Below are 17,228 nucleotides of genomic sequence, written 5' to 3' on the forward strand. Positions count from 1 at the left end.
GTGAGGCCGTCGTGGCACGACCTACACCCCCGTCGTTCGGCAACGGATCAGGTGAACCGTGGAGCAGCCTGCGCCCTATGTCCTACTGAATGACCAGCCGGTGGAGGATCCGGCGGAAGATCTGGCCGACGCGGGCGAGGTCGCCGAGGGTCTCGCGGCCATGATCTTGTCCTCCCGGCGGTCGTCCCCGTTCGCCCTCGCGGTCGATGCCGGCTGGGGAATGGGCAAGAGCACGCTGCTCCTGCAGATCGAGGCGCTGCTGGCAGCTCAGCCGCGCGTCACCACAGTGCGCTTCAACGCCTGGACGGCGGCCGGTGACGATGCCCTTGAAGGGGTCATCAAATCAGTGCTCGTGGGGCTCGACCGCAGTGTCATGCGGCGTTGGACCCGCAAGCTCGGCCGGCAACGGCGTTTGGGCGCCGTGGCCGGTATCGCCGTGGGGCTCGCGGCCAGATTCGCGGGTGTCACGCGTCTGGTCGATGAGCTGTGGAATCAATTGGCCGACAGCGCCAAGATACGGAACGATCTCCGCGTCCTGATCCACGACATGCTCGATGAATGGATCGGATCCGACGGGCAACGGGATCCCGATCGGGCGCTGGTGGTCTTCATCGATGATCTGGACCGCTGCTCGGGCGAGGTCGTGGTCAAGATCTGTGAAGCGATCAAGCTCTACCTCGACGCACCCGGCTTGATATTCGTCCTCGCCTGCGACCAGACGGCCCTGGCGCGCGGGGTCTCCACGGGGGCGCGGGACATCACGGCCGATGGACGGGCGTATCTGGAGAAGATCGTCCAGGTGTGCTACCGGATGCCGCCGCTCAACACCTCCCAGCTCGGGGCGATGATCACCGGATACGCGGCGCAGTCGGGCACCTCGGAACTGATCGACGAGACGGTGACCGCGATCCTCGCCCAACGCGCCGGACGGAACCCGCGCCGGATCAAGCGGATCATCAACAGCTTCATTCTCGAATACCAGCTCGACCCGGCGTGGCGGCTTCCGAACGCCGGCCCCCACCTCGTCACGGCCGTCCTGCTCCAGCAACTCTACCCCGCATTTTATGACCTGCTCGTCTCCGAAGCGTCCGGCGACGACCCGATCGGCGAATTTCTCGACTACATCAATATTCGCGACCACGTGTTCAACCCACCCGGAGATCCAGATGACGAATGGTGGCGCATGGCACGGCAGGTCTTCCTGGATCACCGTGTTCCACTACCCCAGCCGCCATCGGATACCTCGGCCCTGCGGGAAGCCGTTCACTCGCTGGAAGCCGAGCTTCCCGAGTTCTTCCCCGGGCTCGCCGCCAATGCCAATTTTCTGGCGCTGCTGCGCAGCGTCGGCGACGCCGAAGAACGCCGAAGCCTGAGAACACACCTGTTCAGGCGTCCCCTCACTGCGCAGTCTCCGTCAGGCGTACCGGAATCGTACGTATCGGCGGACCCGGCATCGTACGTCTCCGCAGATCTGGCGTCCACCGCGCACCGGCCCCTGGCAGGCCTGCATATTGCGTCCATAGATGACGAGCCGGGGAACAATGACCTTCTCGTGCAGCTGCTCGAGGGCGCCGGTGCGCAGGTGAGCATTCTCGACGCGGCGACGGTGACCGATCCGCTAATCATCAACACACCACCGGACGCACTGGTATCCGACATCACACGAGGAGCGGATCCCGACGGCGGATTCGAGCACGTACAGCAATTGAGGGCGGCCGGCTACCAAGGTCCAGTGATTTTCTACACGGGCCGCATCACGCCGCATCGGCGGCAACGTGCTCAGGACCTCGGCGCGATCGCCATCACGACGTCAGCAACGGACGTCCTCAATGTGCTGATCGGACTGAGACTCACCGACAGCGATACTTCCACCGCCATTGGAGTTTCGATGGATAAATCATGGTCGTGACCCTGACCCGGGCCTTCACCTGCACGCGCTTCGGTGCCGCGGCGACCTGAGGATCAACCGATGTCGCGGTAGAAGGCCAGGTGGCGTTGGGCGGTTTCTTGCCAGGTGTGGTGGGCGGCCAGGTTGCGGCCTGCCGTTCGGCGGGCGGGGTCGGGGGTGGTGATGGCTTGGTCGAGTTCTGTCGCGAGCGCTTCGGGGGTGGCGGCGAAGCGGGCGGCGGGAGTGAAGACCTCGCGTAGGACCGGTAGGTCCCGGACGACGAGGGGGACGCCTGCCGCCAGCGCTTCCATTGCGGCCAGGCCGAAGCCTTCCTTGGTTGACGGGAAGGCGAAGGCTTCGGCGGCGGCGACCAGCGGTGGGAGGGTGTCGTCGGGGACGGGGCCCAGGATCACCGGTTCGATGTTCAGTTCGGCGGCGCGGGCGTCCCAGCGGGCGCGGTAGTCGCGGTAGTCGAAGAGGGTTTCGCCGCCCGCTATGACCAGTCGGAGATCGCGGTGGCGGGTGCGGAGCAGGGCGTAGGCGTTCAGGAGGTCGAGCGAGCCCTTGCGGGGTTCTATGCCGCCTACGGTGAGGATGTAGCGGCCCAGGCGTGAGCGCCAGTCCGCCCGTGCTGCGGGATCGGTGGACGAGAAGCGGTCGTAGGCCACGCCGTTGGGGATCGTTTCGGCTTTGACGCCCCAGCCCGTGGCCAGTTCGTCGGCTACGGAGCGGGAGACGCAGATGTGGGCGTAGGGGGTGGTGATCGCGCGTTCGTGGCAGGCGGCGAGTTCCGGGGTCGTGAAGTGGTCGATGTGGTGCACCGTGCGCACGCAGCGGCCGGCGGCGTTGGCGCTGATGCAGTCCTGGGCGTGGACGACGTCGTACGGCGCCGGGTCGAACGCCGCGCGCAGCGTCGCGATGGAGCGCAGCACGCGGTCGCCCACGGTCTCGGACGGGCGGTCGGGGAAGGGCACGATCCGTTGGCGGACGGCCGGGTCGACCTGGCGGAAGAAGCCCGTGTCGCCGTTGCGGCCCAGGGTCCAGACGGTGACGTCCTCGCCCAGCGCGGCGAGGGCTTCGGCCAGGGCGAGCGTGTGGACGACGCCGCCGCGCGGCTTGGTGGAGTAGCTGAGCAGGGCGATCTTCACGACGGCGCCCTCCGGTAGGCGTCGGGGCGCAGTTCGTCCAGATGCCGCAGCACCCGGCGGGCGCGGTCGATCTCCTCGGCGATGTCGACCTCGGCGACGGCCAGTCCCGCCTTGGACCAGGTGCGGGCGAGGATGTCGCCGCCGGGCCCGACCACCTTGGCCTGCCCGAGGAAGCGCATGCCGCCCATGGCGCCGGTCTGGTTGGACGAGGCCAGCACCACCTGGTTCTCGGCCGCCCGCGCCTGGTCGTACAGGTCGAACAGCCGCGCCTGGCGGTCCTGGGCCATGCGCGGGGCGCGGTTGGTGATGCTGGTCGGCCAGGCGGACAGGCAGGCGAGGATCCCGGCGCCGTCCAGAGCCAATGACCGCGCGGACTCGGGGAAGGTCTTGTCGTAGTCGATGAGCATGCCGATCCGCCCGACCGGGGTGTCGAAGGCGTCGAAGCGGTCGCCGGGGGTGTACGCGGCGACCTCCCCGGCCGGCAGGTGGACCTTGCGGTGCCTGCCGAGGACGCCGTCGCCGCTGACGCACACCGCCGCGTTGTAGCGCTCGCTGCCGCCGTCCTCGCAGTAGCCGACGCAGACCACCATCTCGGCGGCCAGCCGCGCCACCTGGAGGATGGCCGGGTCGTCGGCCTTGAGGGCGGGCGGCAGCGCTTCGGGGTCGGGGTGGCGCAGGTCGGCGAGGTAGCCGCCGAGGGCGGCGTCGGGCAGGACGAGCAGCCCGGCGCCCTCCCGGCGGGCGTCCTCGACCAGTTTGGCGATGCGCGCGAGGTCGAACTCCAGGTCGCGGCCGAAGTGGGCGGCGGCAGCCGCGATCCGGACGGTCGTCATGCGCTGACTGCTCCTGCGGGCGTGTAGGTCTCGGGCCGCCGGTCGCGCAGGTGGCCCATCGACCGGCGGGCGGTCTCCAGCGCCTCCCGGACGTCGAGTTCGGCGACGGCCAGGCCGGCCGGGACGCCCGTGTCGGCGAGGATCTCCCCGCCGGGGTCGACGACCTTGGCGCTTCCGACGAAGCGTAGCGACCCGAACGTGCCCGCCTGGTTGGCCGACAGCCACACGATCTGGTTCTCCAGCGCGCGGGCCCGGTCGAACAGGTCGAAGCGGCGCTTCCAGCGGTCCTGCGCCGGGTCGGCGGCGGCCAGCGTCCGGGCGGCGGGCCAGGCGGAGACGCAGACCCCGATCTGCGCGCCGTCCAGCGCGAGCGCGCGGGCCGACTCCGGGAACGCCTTGTCGTAGCAGATCATCATGCCGATCCGGCCGACGGGAGTGTCGAAGGCGTGGAACCGGTCGCCGGACGTATAGGACGCGTCCTCGCTGAGCGGCTGGTGCACCTTGCGGTGGTTGCCGAGGACGCCGTCCCCGTTGACGCAGACCACGCTGTTGTAGCGCGTGTCGCCGTCGGCCTCGCAGTAGCCGGCGATCACGGTCATCTCCCCGGCCAGCGCGCTCAGCCGGCGGATCTCCGGGCCGTCCACGGCCAGCGCGGGCGGGCCCGCGTCGAGTTCCACGTCGTCGGCGAGACTCAGCAGATAGCCGCCGAGGCACGCTTCGGGCAGCGCGAGGAGCCGGACGCCCGCGCCGCGCGCCTGGTCGATCAGGCGCTCGACGGTGGCGAAGTCCTCGTCCAGGTCGCGACCGAACTCGGCGGCCACGGCCGCCATCCTCAGCGTGCTCATGCGGTTCCCATTCCCGTCACCGTGCCGGTGACCGCTTCGGTGATCTCTCCGTCGGGCCAGCGCAGCCCGACGCCCCGGCCCGTCGTCAGCTCGCCGCAGACCGCGCTCACCGCCGGGCCGGCCGGAGGCGGGGGCGTTCCCGGCGCGTCGGCGGTCAGCAGGGCGAACCCGGGGAAGCAGGTGAGCCAGTCGCCCGCCGTCGCGCTCCGCGGGCGGGGGACGGCGGCGACGTCCAGGACGGCGCCGCAGCCGCTCGCCTCGGCGAGCATGCCGAGGGTGCCGGCGATCCCGGCCATCGACACGTCCTTGGCGGCGGCCGGACGGGCGGCGGCGACCGCGCCGAGCATCGCCTGAAGCTCGTCCGGACGGCGGTGGGTGGTGGAGTCCCACTGGCGGCCCCGGTAGCCGGGCCGCCAGCCGCCGCCGAGGTCGGCGGTGAGCCGCACCGCGTGGCCCGCCTCCCCGCCCCCGCCCGGAACCGGATGCGCGGCGCGGCCGAGCGCCGTGACCGCGAGCGCGGCGGGCACCCCGATCTGCGTGTGCCCGCCGAGGACCGGGACGCCGTACGCGACGGCCGCCCGTTTCAGGCCCGCGAGCACCCGGGCGGCGTGCGCGGCGTGGGGCGCGCCGAGCGCGTCCAGCAGTCCGAGCGGCGCCGCGCCCATCGCCGCGAGGTCGTTGAGGTTGACGAGGACCGAGCACCAGCCGGCCCACTCCGGGTCGCGCTCGACCATGGACGGCACGATCGCGTCGCAGGCGGCGATCACCTCGGTGCCGGGCACCGGGGCGCCGTCGTCGCCGACGAACCCGGCGCCGCCGGGGGCCAGGCCGGCGAGCAGCGGTCCGAGCGCGCTCTTGGCGGCGGCCGTCTGGGCGGCGATCCGCCCGATGGGCCACCGCATCAGGACGTGCGGCGCCCCGGCGATCGCGACCGGCCGCACCCGCCGCCACCCGAGCTGCCGGAACAAGTCCTCGTTGCGGGTCTGGACGGTCGCCTCGAAGCGCAGGACGCCGTCCGCCTCGGCCCGGGCGCAGGCCGCCCGCACCAGGGCCGCCCCGACGCCCCGCAGGCCCCGGGCACCGGGAGCGACGACGAGGCGGCCACCGGCCCACCAGCCGAGGTCCGGGCCGTCGTCGACGGGACCCAGCCGCACCCCGCCGAGGACCGTGCCCGACCGATCCTTGGCGACGAGGACGAGGGTGCGCGGATCATCGTCCCTGTCGTCGCGGTCGTGGCCGTCGAAGAGCCGCTGCTCGTAGACGAAGCAGTCCCGGCGCAGCCCCCGGTAGACCGCCAGGTCCGTCGCGGTGCGGGCCTGCTCGACGTGGAACGCGGGCTGCCGGGCGAGCGTGCTGCGGTCGCCGAGCAGGGCCAGGATGTCGCCCGGCCCGTCGGTCACCGGGATCGCGTCGCCGCCGTCCAGGTACACGCCGCTCACCCGCCCGCCGCGCGCAGCACGCTGCACGCCCCGCAGGCCGCGCAGCCCGCGCCCTGGTCGGCGCCGGTCATGCCCGCCGCGCGGAGCCTGGCCGCGACGCCTTCGGTGACGTGCCGCAGCACCTCGGCGTCCGGGGCGGTGACGCCGTCGCGCGCGGCCAGCGTGCCCCGCATCGGACGGTAGGGGACGACGAACGGATAGACCCCGCGGTCGATCAGCCGCCCGGCGCCGTCGATCAGTTCGTCCGGATCCTCGCCGAGGCCGACCAGCAGATAGGTGGAGACGCGGTTGCGGCCGAAGACGGCCACGGCCTCGTCCCAGGCCGCCTCGTACTCGGTCAGCGCGACGCCGGACTTGCCGGGCATCCACCGCCGCCGGACGTCGTCGTCCAGGGCCTCCACATGGATGCCGATCGCCGTCGCCCCCGCCTCGTGCAGTCGGCGGATCCAGGCCAGGTCGCCCGGCGGCTCGCACTGCACCTGGATCGGCAGCCCCGGCACGGCGTCCAGGACCGCGCGCACGGACCGGACGAGGTTGCGGGCGCCCCGGTCCGGCCCGGCCGTGGTGCCGGTGGTCATCACCATCTGCTTCACGCCGTCGAGCCGGACGGCGGCCTCCGCCACCTCGGCGAGCTGCGCCGGGGTCTTGGCGGCGACGGTGTCGCCCGAGCGCAGCGACTCCTCGATGGTGCAGAAGCGGCAGCGGTCCGCCTCGGCGTAGCGGATGCACGTCTGCACGACCGTCGTGGCGAGGACGTCGGCCCCGTGGAGGCGGGCGATGTGCTCGTACGGCGTGCCGTCCGCGGTCGCCAGTTCGTAGAACCGGGGACGGCGGACGGTCCGCAGCGTCAGCCCGGTGTCCTCGTCGCCGAGCCACACCCGGCCGTCGCGGACGAAGTACGGGCTGTCGGGGTTGGTCGGCAGGGCGGCGTTGGCACCGTCGACGAGGACGTGGCCGTCGTCGCTCGGTCCCGCGCCGTCCGGCCGCCGCACGGGCGCATCGGCCCGGACGCCCTGGAGGGCGAGTTCGGCGCGCGTCAGGATGCGCACGCTCACGGCTCTGGTGCCAACGCTCACGGCCCGCCCCTAGAGCTGGTAGGTGGAGTTGATGATGGCGCCCTTGCGCGCGTAGTGGATCAGCGCGTCCTGGACGTCCAGCGGGTGCGTGGGGATCACGCCCTCGATGAGGTCCTCCTCGCGGGCGCCGTGCAGGGAGAGGCCGAAGCGGCAGCAGAAGACCTTGCCGCCCTCGGCGATGAACGTCTTGAGCTGGTTGTTGATGTTGTGCTCGCCGGGGAAGGCCGAGTTCCCGACGGTCGGGAAGCCCCGCGTGGCGAGGCAGTTGAGCGAGCCGGGGCCGTAGAAGTAGATGGCCGTCTCGAAGCCCTTGCGCAGGGCGCGGGTGGCCTGGAGGACGGCGACGAAGGAGACCGACGACTCGTGCGCGATGCCGTGGACGAGCGTGAAGTAGGTCTCCCCGTCCTCGGCCTGGTAGTCGGGGAAGACCTTGGTGGACCCGTAGAGGCTGGAGCCCTCGGGCAGCGACGGGTGCGGGATCTCGTCGAGGGACTTCTGCTCGACCTCGGAGAGCTCGACGGTCATGGATTTCTTCCTTTCGTGGTGAGGGTTCAGTCGTAAAGCGCGGCGAAAGTGCCCGTGAAGACGCGTTCGCCGAGTTCGCCGTCGCCGACCGCGGCGCTCATCCGGGCGTGCTCGCCCGCGAAGTCGCCCCACGGCTGGTCGCTGGCGAAGAGCACCCGGTCGTGGCCGATGCCGCGGTGCTCGATCTCCCGGGCCAGCCAGTACGGCGCGAAGCCGATGGCCCAGGAGAGGTCGGTGTAGACGCGTTTGCCCGCCGCGATCCAGTCGAAGAAGCGGGATCCGATCAGCTTGATGTGGCCGCTCATCCCGCCGCCGAAGTGCACCAGGTGGACCGGCACCCGGTCGGCGTACCAGTCCACGAGGCGTCCGACCTCGTCGATGTCGGACGCGGCGCCGGGCGAGGTGTGGACGTGGACCACCAGGCCGAGCCGCTCGGCCTCGTCGAAGATCCGGTCGAGCTGGGGGCGGCACGCCGGGTCGGTGACGCGTCCGCCGAGCAGGAAGCTGAGCTTGAGGGCGCGCACGCCGTCCTCGCCGGCCAGCGCCAGGGCGTGCGCGGTGCGCCGCTCGTCCTCGGGACGCGGCGAGACCCACAGCCCGGCGCGGATCCGGTCGTCGGTCTGCGCCGCCTCGATCACCAGCTCGTTGAACGAGAAGGCGATAGCGGGATCGGGCACCCCGTAGTTCGGCAGGACCAGGGCGCGTTCGGTGCCCTCGGCGTCGAGGTCGGCGAGGAGCTGCTTGACGGTGCCGCGCGCGGTGACGTCGGGCCGGACGGGCGGCCCGCCGTAGAAGGGATGGGCGGGCAGCACGCCGAGATGGCGATGTGCGTCGAAGACCATGGCGGTGTCCTTGACCGTTCAGCCCAGCGGGAGGGCGGAGGCTAGCTCGCTGGGCGCGCCGGTGAGCGTGCCGCAGACGTCGGCGAGGCGGAGGGAGGCCTCGATGTGGCCGGCGAGGAATCCGGCGTCCCGGCCCACCGCCTCGAAGCGGCCCGAGCCCCAGGAGTACTGCCAGGGCAGGCCGAGGAAGTACAGGCCCGGGATGCTGGTGGCCCCGCGCCAGTGCATCGGGTAGCCGCGGCCGTCGAAGGCCGGGAGTTCGATCCAGCGGTGGTCGCGGGCGAAGCCGGTCGCCCAGACGACGGACGTGACGCCCGCCGCGCGCAGGTCCAGCGAGCGCGGCTGCTCGGACGGCTCCCAGACGGGCACGTAGCGGGCCTCGGCGGGCGCGTCGATGCGCTGGGCGGCGATGTGCGCGTCGATGGCGTCCTTGATGCCCTCGGCCACGGCGTCCGCGCGGTCGAGGTTGAGCTTGAGGTCGTCGGCGAACTCCAGGGCCGCGCCGTCGACGCCGGTGAGCCGTCCGTACAGGCGCATGCCGTCCCGGGCGAAGGCGCGCAGGTCGATGTCGCGGCCTCCGTCGCGTCCGGTGACGTAGTGGTTGACCCGCATCCGGACCCCGTCGGCGTCGTCGAAGGCGTCGATGGTCTTGGCGTAGTGGCCCATCTCGTCCAGCCAGGCCACGCAGTCCTTGCCCCGGTAGAAGCGGGCGACCCGGGGAGCGCCGCCCACCGCCAGATGCACTTGGCGGCCCGCCAGGTGCAGGTCCTCGGCGATCTGGCAGCCGGACTGGCCGGTGCCGATGACCAGGACTCCCCCGTCGGGCAACTGGTCGGGATTGCGGTAGCGCGAGGAGTGGACCTGTTCCACGTCCGACGGCAGCCGCTCGGCCATCCGGGGGACGGACGGCGCGTGGTACGGGCCGGTCGCCACCACCACCTGGTCGGCGGTGAAGGCGCCCGCGGTCGTCGTGAGGTCGAACACGCCGCCGGACCGCCGCAGGCCCGTGACGGTGACGCCCTCGACGAGCGGCGGCCGGAAGAAGGCCACGTAGTCCTCCAGGTACCGGACGATCTCGTCGCGGACCATGAAGCCGTCGGGATCCGTCCCCTGGTACGGGTAGCCGGGCAGTTTGCACTGCCAGTTGGGGGTCACCAGGCAGAACGTGTCCCAGCGGCGCTCGCGCCACTCGCGTCCGACCCGGCCGGCCTCCAGCACGACGTGGTCGATGCCGCGCTCCCGCAGGTGGTAGCTCATGGAGAGACCGGCCTGGCCCCCGCCGACGACGGCGACCGGGTAGTGGGCCCCGGCGAGCCCCGGCGGGTTCACCGCTCGCTCCCGTCGGCGTTCCCGACGTACGCGGTGGCCGCGCGATGGAAAGACAGCTCGGGCATGAGATCCTCCCTGCAGAACCCCGAGGCCGGTCCGGCCCTCGGGACTGCTTGATGAGTGCCACCTCATCCCTCGCGTGTTACCGAACGGGGTCATCCGGACTAAACGGGCGTTACCAAACGCTCACCGCCGGTGACGGCGGACGCGGCCCCGAACGGTGTTCTTGTCAGCCGTCCGCATAGGCACGGTCCCGGCGGATCTCTAGGGTGTGCGCCACTTCACATTTCGGGGGCCTCCTCGAAAGGACCGTCATGGCGCTTCGGCGTTGGCTGGGAACGATCGCGCTCGCTGTGAGCGTGCTGGGCGGGACGGTCGCGGGACCCGTGCGGGCCGCGGAACCGCAGGACGTCGTCCAGACCGGGAGCGGCGCGGTCAAGGGGGTGGCGACGGCGGGGTACCGGGCCTTCCACGGCATCCCCTACGCGAAGCCGCCGCTCGGCGACCTCCGCTGGCGGCCCCCGCAGCCGCCCGCCGCCTGGACGGGCGTGCGCGACGCGACCGGGAACCGGACGGTCCGCTGCCCGCAGCACCGCCTGTCGTACGAACCGGACCGGCCGATGACCGAGGACTGCCTGGTCGTCGACGTCTACACCCCGCCGGGCGCCACCGACGCCGACCGCCTGCCCGTCATGGTGTGGCTGCACGGCGGCGGGTTCGAGAACGGCTCGGGGGCCGACTTCAACGCCGCCGGGTTCGTCGCCCGCGCCGACGCCGTGGTCGTCTCGGTCACCTACCGGCTGGGCGCGCTCGGCTTCCTGGCGCTGCCCGGCCTGCGCGCCGAGGACCCGAAGCTGAACTACGGCCTCCAGGACCAGCAGGAGGCGCTGCGCTGGGTCCACCGGAACATCGCCGCGTTCGGCGGCGACGCCGGACGGGTCACGCTGTTCGGGGAGTCGGCCGGGGCGCTGTCCACGTGCGCGCACCTGACGATCCCGTCGTCGGCGGGCCTGTTCCACCGGGCGATCATGCAGAGCGGCCCGTGCGAGGACTCCCAGGTGCACGCCGCGACGCTCGCCGCCGCCGAGAAGCACGGCGCGGGCTTCGCCGACAAGGCGGGCTGCCCGGACGGCCCGGACCGGCTCGCCTGCCTGCGCGCCCTGCCCGCCGCCGACCTGGTCGCCGCCGCCCCGCCGCTGGACGATCCCGCGAGCGTGCAGGGCGTGCCGTGGGCGCCGGTCGTGGACGGGACGTTCCTGCCGGGCGATCCGGCCGACCTCGTCCGGGCCGGGAAGTTCACCCGGATGCCGGTCATGATCGGGATCAACCGGGAGGAGGGGCGCCTGTTCACCGCCCTGTTCCGCCTCAAGACCGACCACGACCTCACCGAGACCGAGTACCGGGCGCAGCTCGACGCCTTCGGCGGCCCGCTGGTCGGGGGGATCTTCGCGCTGCTCTACCCGTCGGAGCGGTACGGCTCGCCGGAACGGGCGCTGGCCGCCCTGCTCACGGACATGATGTTCGCGCACCCCGTCCAGGGGATGGCGAGCGCCTTCTCCGACCGGGTGCCGACGTTCGCCTACGAGTTCAACGAGCCGAAGGCGCCCAGCGTCATCCCGACCCTTCCCGACCTTCGCTGCGCGTGCCACGCCTCGGAGATCCTTTACCTGCTGGATCCCGATTCCGCCCGCTACGACGCGGCGCAGAAGGCCCTCGCCGACCAGATGATCCGCACCTGGGGGACCTTCGCCGCGACCGGCTCCCCCACCTCCACGACCCTTCCGGCGTGGCCCGGGTTCAACCGGCTCAGCTCGCCCTACCGCAACCTCAACTCGGCCGGCGAACCGGACGTCACCCGCTTCGGCGCCTTCCAGAACGTCCACCAGGACTGGTTCTGGGCCCTCGTTTCACCGTTCCTGACCTAGGGATCAGGCCGGCGCCGCGCGGTTGACGAGCAGGTCGAAGGCCGTCTGGACGAGGGCGGCCTCCTCGGCGGTCAGTCCGTCGAGGACCTCGGCGAGCCAGTCGCGGCTGTGGCACAGCGCGGCCGACGCGGCGACCCCGGCGGGGGTCGCCGCGATCAGCTTGACGCGCCCGTCCTCGGGATCGGGACGGCGTTCCACCAGCCCGAGGGCGATCAGGCGGTCGACCTTGGCGGTGAGGTTGGACGGGTCGCAGCCGAACCGCGCGGCGAGGTCCTTCATCGAGGACGGCTCGACCGCCGCGAGCCCCAGCACCCGCGCCTGGGCGAGGGTGAGGCCGGCGGCGCGGGCCGAGGTCTCGAAGTCGACCAGGTAGGCGCCGACGAAGTCCAGCATGGCCCGGCGGATGCCGGGAAAGCTGCCCCGGGCCATGTCGCCCGTCAGGGTCTCTCCGCTGAAGGACGGTCGTGTGCTCACCCGTCCAAAGTACCTGAGACACTCCGTCAAAAAGCCTGATACTCTCAGGCAAACACATGAGAGTCTCATGTTGTTTGAGCCAGAGGAGCGTCCATGAGCACCGAGGTGCAAGCCCCGCCGAAGATCGCGGAGCGCCAGATCGACGAGGTCACCGCGCGGTACGTCCGGGCGGCCGACCACCGGGACGGGCGGGCCATGGCCGCGCTGTTCACCGACGACGCGGTCGTCGAGATCCGCTACACCGGCGCGGGCGAGTCCGAACTTCTCGGGACGGTGCGCGGGGCCGAGGCCATCGGCCACGCCGTGGCGGGCATGATGGCCCCGCACCCGCCGCTCGGCTGGAGCCACCACACCACGTTCAACCACCTCGTGGAGGTCGACGGCGAGACCGCCACCAACGACGCGCAGTTCGTGGTCTACAACGTCGTCGGCCGGGCGCGGCCCGCCGAGGGGTGGCCGCCGGACGCGTCCGGGGCGCAGGGGTCGATCACGCCGATCGAGTCCGGCTACGTGCGGTCCCGGCTGTCGCGCGTCGACGGGCGCTGGCTGATCACCGAACTGGTGATCAGCCACGACCTCCCCTACGCGTTCCCGCAGGACTGAGGCGTGCTCGCCATCCGCCGCACCGCGCCCGACCCCGACGGGCGCCTGACCGGCATCGAGATCGCCGACCGTCCCGCCCCGCCGCGCCCGGACGGCTGGACCACGGTCCGCCTGAAAAGCGCCTCGGTCAACCACAGCGACCTGGCCGCCGTGCGCGGCCCCGGATTCGAGCCCGGGACGCACCGCGTGCTCGGCATCGACGGGGCGGGCCTCGACGAGGACGGCAACGAGGTGATCGTCTACCCGATCGTCTCCGGCCCCGGATACGCCGACCCCCTGTACGACCCGGACCTGCGGGCACTGTCCCAGGGCCTCGACGGCACCTGGGCCGAAGAGGTCCACGTCCCGCGGGCGAACCTCATCCCCAAACCGGCCGGGCTGTCCTGGGACCATGCCGCCTGCCTGGGCACCGCGTGGCTGACCGCCTATCGGATGCTGTTCGGACGGGCCGACCTCAAACCCGGCGAGACCGTCCTCGTCCAGGGAGCGGGCGGCGGCGTCTCGACGGCGCTCATCAGCCTGGGCGTCGCGGCGGGCCTGCGCGTCTGGGTCACCAGCCGCGACCCCGACCGCGGCGAGCGCGCCGTCACCGAACTCGGCGCGCACGCGGCCTTCTCCCCCGGCGCCCGCCTGCCCGAACAGGTCGACGCCGCGATGGACGCCACGGGCCGGGCGACGTTCGCCCACTCGCTCCGCTCGGTCCGCACCGGCGGACGCCTGGTCACCGCCGGAGCCGTCACCGGCGGCACCACCGACCTGGACCTCGCCGACCTGTTCATCCGCTCCATCAGCCTGCACGGCAGCGCCATGGGCAGCCCCACCGACCTCCGGAACCTGGCCCGGCACTGCGCCACCGGCGGCGCCCGACCGAAGATCGACAGCACCTGGCCCCTCCACGACGCCAAACCCGGCATCGCCCGGGCCCTCGCCGGCGACCAGTTCGGCAAGATCGTCCTCCACTGCGCCTGAATGCGGGGGGCCGGCGTCAGGTGATCAGGGCGAGGGCGGCGGTGATGACGGCGTCGGCGTCGATGCCGTGGTGGCGGTAGACGTCGGGCAGGTCGCCGCTCTGGCCGAAGGACGTGACGCCGAGGTGGGCGGCGCGCACCCGCCGGACGCCCGCGAGGAACGCCAGCGTGTGCGGGTGCCCGTCGATGAGGGTGACCAGCGGGCACGCGCGGTCGTCGGGGAACAGCGCGTCCAGGATCCAGGTGGGCGCGTCGTCCAGGCCGGTGCGCGCCCGCTGGGCACGGAACAGCAGGTCGGGGCTGGTCACGCAGACGACGTCCGCGCCCACGCCGAGGGCGGCCAGCCGTTCGGCCGCCGCCAGCGCCTCGGGGACGAGCGCGCCGACCGCGGCGAGCGTGACGCGAGGTTGCGCGGCGCGGCGCAGCGCGTAGCCGCCCGCGACGACCGAGCGGCGGCGGCGCTCGCGGGCGGCCGGGTCCGTGGGCACGGCGGCGAGCGCCTGGTCCACCGGACGGGTCGACAGCCGCAGGTACGCCGACGTGCCGTCCGGGCCCGCGAGCGCGCCGAGGCAGGCCAACAGGCACCACTCGGCGTCCAGCGCGAACGCCGGTTCGTAGCTGACGCAGCCGGGCTGCTCCAGCCCGATCGACGGCGTCTTGACCGACTGGTGCGCGCCGCCCTCGGGCGCGAGGCTCACCCCGGACGGCGTGCCGACGAGGATCGACCGCCCCCCGGCGTAGATCCCGAACGACCACGGTTCCAGCGCCCGTTCCACGAACGGGTCGTACAGGACGCCGATCGGCAGCAGCGGCTCGTCCCAGCGGCTCCAGGTCGCGCCGAGCTCGCCGAGCAGGCCGACGAGGTTGGTCTCGGCGATGCCGAGTTCGATGTGCCGTCCGGCGGGCCGCTCCCGCCAGTGCAGGATCGTCTCGGCGTCGTCGGCGAACCAGTCGGCGCGCTCCTCGGTGGACCACACGCCGACCTTGTTGACCCAGCCGCCGAGGTTGGTGCTGGAGCTGACGTCGGGGCTGACGGTCACGACCCGCGCGGCGGCGTCCGGGGCGGCGCGGTTCAGGTCCAGCAGCGTCCGGCCGAGCGCGGTCTGGGTGGCCAGCACGCCGGACGGCGTCCGGCCGAGGTCCGCCGGCACGGTCACGCGCGCGGGCGCGGCGGGCGCGGCGCGGTGCAGCCGGGCGGCGGCGTCGGCGAGCAGCCGGCCTTCGGGGGATCCGGGTTCGGGCCGCGTCCACGGACGCGCGGGGTCCGCGCCGAGCCGGTCGGCCAGCTCCGCCAGCTGCGCGTCGGTCAGCAGCGCCGAGTGGTTCTGCGGATGGCCCTCGATCGGCAGGTCGCGGCCCTTGAGGGTGTAGGCGAAGATCACGGTGGGCCGCGCGTCGTCCACCTGGGCGAACGCGGCGCGCAGGGCGGCGAGGTCGTGGCCGCCGAGGTCGCGGACGGCGGCGGCCAGGTCGGCGTCGGGGACCTCGGCCAGGAGCGCGGCGAGCGCGGGCCCGTCGGCGAGGGCGGCGCGCAGTTCGTCCGGGCGGCGGCGCAGCATCCGCTGGTACTCGGCGTTGGGCATCGCGTCGATGCGGCGGCGGAGCGCGTCGCCGCCCGGACGGGCGAACAGCTCCTCCAGCCGCGTCCCGTACTTGACCGTGATCACCTGCCAGCCCGCGGCGGCGAACACGCCGGGCAGCCGCGCCCCGGCCATCGCGGGGACGACCCGGTCGAGCGACTGGCGGTTCAGGTCGACGATCCAGTTCACCTCGCCGAGGTCGGCGACCATCGGGTCCAGCACGGCCTCCCAGACGGCGCCCTCGTCGAGTTCGGCGTCGCCGACGAGGGACCACTGCCGTCCGGTCCCGCCCGTCCCAAAGTGGTCGCGGACGTAGCGGCGGGCGAGCGCGCCCCAGATCGGGGCGGTCGCGCCGATGCCGACCGAGCCGGTGGAGTAGTCGGCGGGCACGGGGTCCTTGAGGCGGCTGGGGTAGCTCTGGAGGCCGCCGAACTGCCGCAGGGTCGTCAGGTCGGCGGCGCCCAGGTCGCCGAGAAGGTACTCCAGCGCGTGCAGGACGGGCGAGGCGTGCGGCTTGACCGACACGCGGTCGTCGGCGCGCAGCTCCTCCAGCCACAGCGCCGTCATGATCGTGACGAGGGACGCGCTGGACGCCTGGTGACCGCCCACCTTGAGCCCGCCCGGGTTGGGCCGGACGCGGTTGGCGTGGTGGACGATCGCCGTCGCGAGCCAGAGCACGCGCCGCTCCAGGGCCCGCAGCACCGTGTCGCGGCCGGTCGTCGGGTTCATGGCGCCTCCCGTGGTGTCGGTAACGGTCATGCCCGGGGACGCCCGGACGAGTCCAGCCCGAGCAGCCGCGCGGCGGTGCCGCCGAGGATCGCGGCGGGCAGGCCGTCCGGCAGGTCGAGGTCGGCGACGGCCCGGACGTAGGCGGCGATCCCGGCCGCGCCCTTGGTCTCGACGGACCCGACGCCGGAGAAGTCCTGCGGGAAGTCGGTGCCGAACAGGAGCGTGGCGGGGTCCAGCGCGGTGAGCGCGCAGGCGAGCGCGCCCGGGCCGCCCTCGAATCCGGCGAGGTCGAAGTGAATGCGGCCCAGGTACTCGTCGAAGGACCGTTCCAGGTGGGGGCCGAAGCGGTGCTGCTTGCCGCGCAGCCGCTCGGTGATCGCCGCGATGCCGCCGCCCATGTGGCTCATGACGAACGTCAGCGTGGGGAAGCGGTCGAGCAGGCCGCTGGCGATGATCCGCGTCGTCTGGAGGATCAGGTCGAGTTCGCGGCCGACGATCCGCGACAGGTCGTAGTCGCCGATGAACGCGTACCCGCGCGGCGGCATCGCGGGATGGACGAAGATCGGCACGTCCCAGGCGCACGCCTTCTCGTACAGCGGCCACAGTTCGGGCGCGTCGAGCGGGTGCCCGTCGGGCTGGGAGGGAAGGCTGAGGCCGCGCAGGCCGAGGTCGCCGAGCGCGCGGTCCACTTCGTTCAGCGACTCGGCGGTCATGCCCGTCGGAACGTGGGCGAGCCCGGCGAACCGTCCGGGATGCGACGTCTGGAGCCCGGCGAACGCGTCGTTGGTGATCCGGCACTCCTCGGCGGAGGCGTCCCAGCTCAGGATGCTGGACAGGACGGCGACGTCCACGCCCGCCGCGTCCATCGTGCGCAGGCGCTCGTCGACGTCGGACAGCCCCGGATGGCTGTTGATCTTCGTCATGCCGGGCGGCGCGACCTGGGTGCCGCTGCGTCCGCCGTCGTAGCGGGCGACGAGCGCGGGCGGCACGTAGTGGTGGTGGGTGTCGATGACGAGCACAACGA

Annotated in this window: 15 protein-coding genes; 4 read left to right on the forward strand and 11 right to left on the reverse strand. The window is 72.7% G+C overall.

The window, feature by feature from the left end:
* The first annotated feature begins 58 nt into the window (after window positions 1-58).
* On the forward strand, window positions 59-1,909 hold the full coding sequence (locus tag GQ466_RS25545) for a P-loop NTPase fold protein (RefSeq protein ID WP_161105583.1): 1,851 nt from the start codon (window positions 59-61) through the stop codon (window positions 1,907-1,909).
* Window positions 1,910-1,962: 53 nt separating this feature from the next.
* Here GQ466_RS25545 and GQ466_RS25550 read toward each other — a convergent pair whose 3' ends face one another.
* Genes GQ466_RS25550 through GQ466_RS25585 form a run of 8 tightly spaced genes read right to left on the reverse strand, consistent with a single transcriptional unit; the run spans window position 1,963 to window position 9,925 of the window.
* Window positions 1,963-3,036, reverse strand: a complete 1,074-nt coding sequence (locus GQ466_RS25550; protein ID WP_161105584.1) for an MSMEG_0565 family glycosyltransferase — start codon at window positions 3,034-3,036, stop codon at window positions 1,963-1,965.
* A complete protein-coding gene (locus tag GQ466_RS25555; RefSeq protein WP_161105585.1) occupies window positions 3,033-3,869 on the reverse strand; it encodes a carbon-nitrogen hydrolase family protein in 837 nt (278 codons plus the stop codon). The genes GQ466_RS25550 and GQ466_RS25555 overlap by 4 nt, the downstream gene beginning before the upstream one ends.
* Window positions 3,866-4,714 carry a carbon-nitrogen hydrolase family protein gene (locus tag GQ466_RS25560; protein WP_161105586.1) on the reverse strand — a complete coding sequence of 283 codons (849 nt, stop codon included), beginning with the start codon at window positions 4,712-4,714 and terminating at the stop codon, window positions 3,866-3,868. Before GQ466_RS25560 ends, GQ466_RS25555 begins: the two co-directional genes overlap by 4 nt.
* Complete coding sequence (locus GQ466_RS25565; protein ID WP_337193627.1) at window positions 4,711-6,153, reverse strand: MSMEG_0567/sll0787 family protein; 1,443 nt, start codon at window positions 6,151-6,153, stop codon at window positions 4,711-4,713. The genes GQ466_RS25560 and GQ466_RS25565 overlap by 4 nt, the downstream gene beginning before the upstream one ends.
* Window positions 6,150-7,208 carry an MSMEG_0568 family radical SAM protein gene (locus tag GQ466_RS25570; RefSeq protein WP_161105587.1) on the reverse strand — a complete coding sequence of 353 codons (1,059 nt, stop codon included), beginning with the start codon at window positions 7,206-7,208 and terminating at the stop codon, window positions 6,150-6,152. The genes GQ466_RS25565 and GQ466_RS25570 overlap by 4 nt, the downstream gene beginning before the upstream one ends.
* A gap of 30 nt (window positions 7,209-7,238) precedes the next feature.
* Window positions 7,239-7,754 carry an MSMEG_0572/Sll0783 family nitrogen starvation response protein gene (locus GQ466_RS25575; RefSeq protein ID WP_161105588.1) on the reverse strand — a complete coding sequence of 172 codons (516 nt, stop codon included), beginning with the start codon at window positions 7,752-7,754 and terminating at the stop codon, window positions 7,239-7,241.
* A gap of 26 nt (window positions 7,755-7,780) precedes the next feature.
* Window positions 7,781-8,596: an amidohydrolase family protein gene (locus GQ466_RS25580; RefSeq protein WP_161105589.1), complete on the reverse strand. Its 816-nt coding sequence runs from the start codon at window positions 8,594-8,596 to the stop codon at window positions 7,781-7,783.
* An 18-nt stretch (window positions 8,597-8,614) separates the two neighbouring features.
* Entirely contained in the window at window positions 8,615-9,925 is a 1,311-nt protein-coding gene (locus tag GQ466_RS25585) for an MSMEG_0569 family flavin-dependent oxidoreductase (protein ID WP_337193628.1), read from the reverse strand.
* Between the two features lie 314 nt (window positions 9,926-10,239).
* On the opposite strand from GQ466_RS25585, the gene GQ466_RS25590 reads away from it, so the two are divergent.
* Entirely contained in the window at window positions 10,240-11,850 is a 1,611-nt protein-coding gene (locus tag GQ466_RS25590) for a carboxylesterase/lipase family protein (protein ID WP_161105591.1), read from the forward strand.
* A gap of 3 nt (window positions 11,851-11,853) precedes the next feature.
* On the opposite strand, the gene GQ466_RS32020 is transcribed toward GQ466_RS25590, so the two are convergent.
* Complete coding sequence (locus GQ466_RS32020) at window positions 11,854-12,324, reverse strand: MarR family transcriptional regulator (RefSeq protein WP_202421119.1); 471 nt, start codon at window positions 12,322-12,324, stop codon at window positions 11,854-11,856.
* A 93-nt stretch (window positions 12,325-12,417) separates the two neighbouring features.
* On the opposite strand from GQ466_RS32020, the gene GQ466_RS25600 reads away from it, so the two are divergent.
* Together GQ466_RS25600 and GQ466_RS25605 are read left to right on the forward strand one after the other, a co-directional pair.
* Window positions 12,418-12,927 carry a nuclear transport factor 2 family protein gene (locus GQ466_RS25600; protein ID WP_161105592.1) on the forward strand — a complete coding sequence of 170 codons (510 nt, stop codon included), beginning with the start codon at window positions 12,418-12,420 and terminating at the stop codon, window positions 12,925-12,927.
* 3 nt (window positions 12,928-12,930) lie between these two features.
* Entirely contained in the window at window positions 12,931-13,896 is a 966-nt protein-coding gene (locus tag GQ466_RS25605; RefSeq protein ID WP_161105593.1) for a zinc-binding dehydrogenase, read from the forward strand.
* Window positions 13,897-13,912: 16 nt separating this feature from the next.
* On the opposite strand, the gene GQ466_RS25610 is transcribed toward GQ466_RS25605, so the two are convergent.
* Window positions 13,913-16,204: a transketolase-like TK C-terminal-containing protein gene (locus GQ466_RS25610; RefSeq protein WP_161105594.1), complete on the reverse strand. Its 2,292-nt coding sequence runs from the start codon at window positions 16,202-16,204 to the stop codon at window positions 13,913-13,915.
* Window positions 16,205-16,230: 26 nt separating this feature from the next.
* Window positions 16,231-17,223, reverse strand: a complete 993-nt coding sequence (locus GQ466_RS25615; protein WP_161105595.1) for an amidohydrolase family protein — start codon at window positions 17,221-17,223, stop codon at window positions 16,231-16,233.
* Window positions 17,224-17,228: the final 5 nt, after the last annotated feature.

This window comes from Actinomadura rayongensis (assembly GCF_009831215.1).
GTDB lineage: Bacteria > Actinomycetota > Actinomycetes > Streptosporangiales > Streptosporangiaceae > Spirillospora > Spirillospora rayongensis.

Bases quoted from the DNA above. Each gene is read 5' to 3' on its own strand.
- GQ466_RS25580 (WP_161105589.1), bottom strand. From the start codon at position 8,596: ATGGTCTTCGACGCACATCGCCATCTCGGCGTGCTGCCCGCCCATCCC.
- GQ466_RS25600 (WP_161105592.1), top strand. From the start codon at position 12,418: ATGAGCACCGAGGTGCAAGCCCCGCCGAAGATCGCGGAGCGCCAGATC.
- GQ466_RS25610 (WP_161105594.1), bottom strand. From the start codon at position 16,204: ATGAACCCGACGACCGGCCGCGACACGGTGCTGCGGGCCCTGGAGCGG.
- GQ466_RS25555 (WP_161105585.1), bottom strand. From the start codon at position 3,869: ATGACGACCGTCCGGATCGCGGCTGCCGCCGCCCACTTCGGCCGCGAC.
- GQ466_RS25560 (WP_161105586.1), bottom strand. From the start codon at position 4,714: ATGAGCACGCTGAGGATGGCGGCCGTGGCCGCCGAGTTCGGTCGCGAC.
- GQ466_RS25575 (WP_161105588.1), bottom strand. From the start codon at position 7,754: ATGACCGTCGAGCTCTCCGAGGTCGAGCAGAAGTCCCTCGACGAGATC.
- GQ466_RS25590 (WP_161105591.1), top strand. From the start codon at position 10,240: ATGGCGCTTCGGCGTTGGCTGGGAACGATCGCGCTCGCTGTGAGCGTG.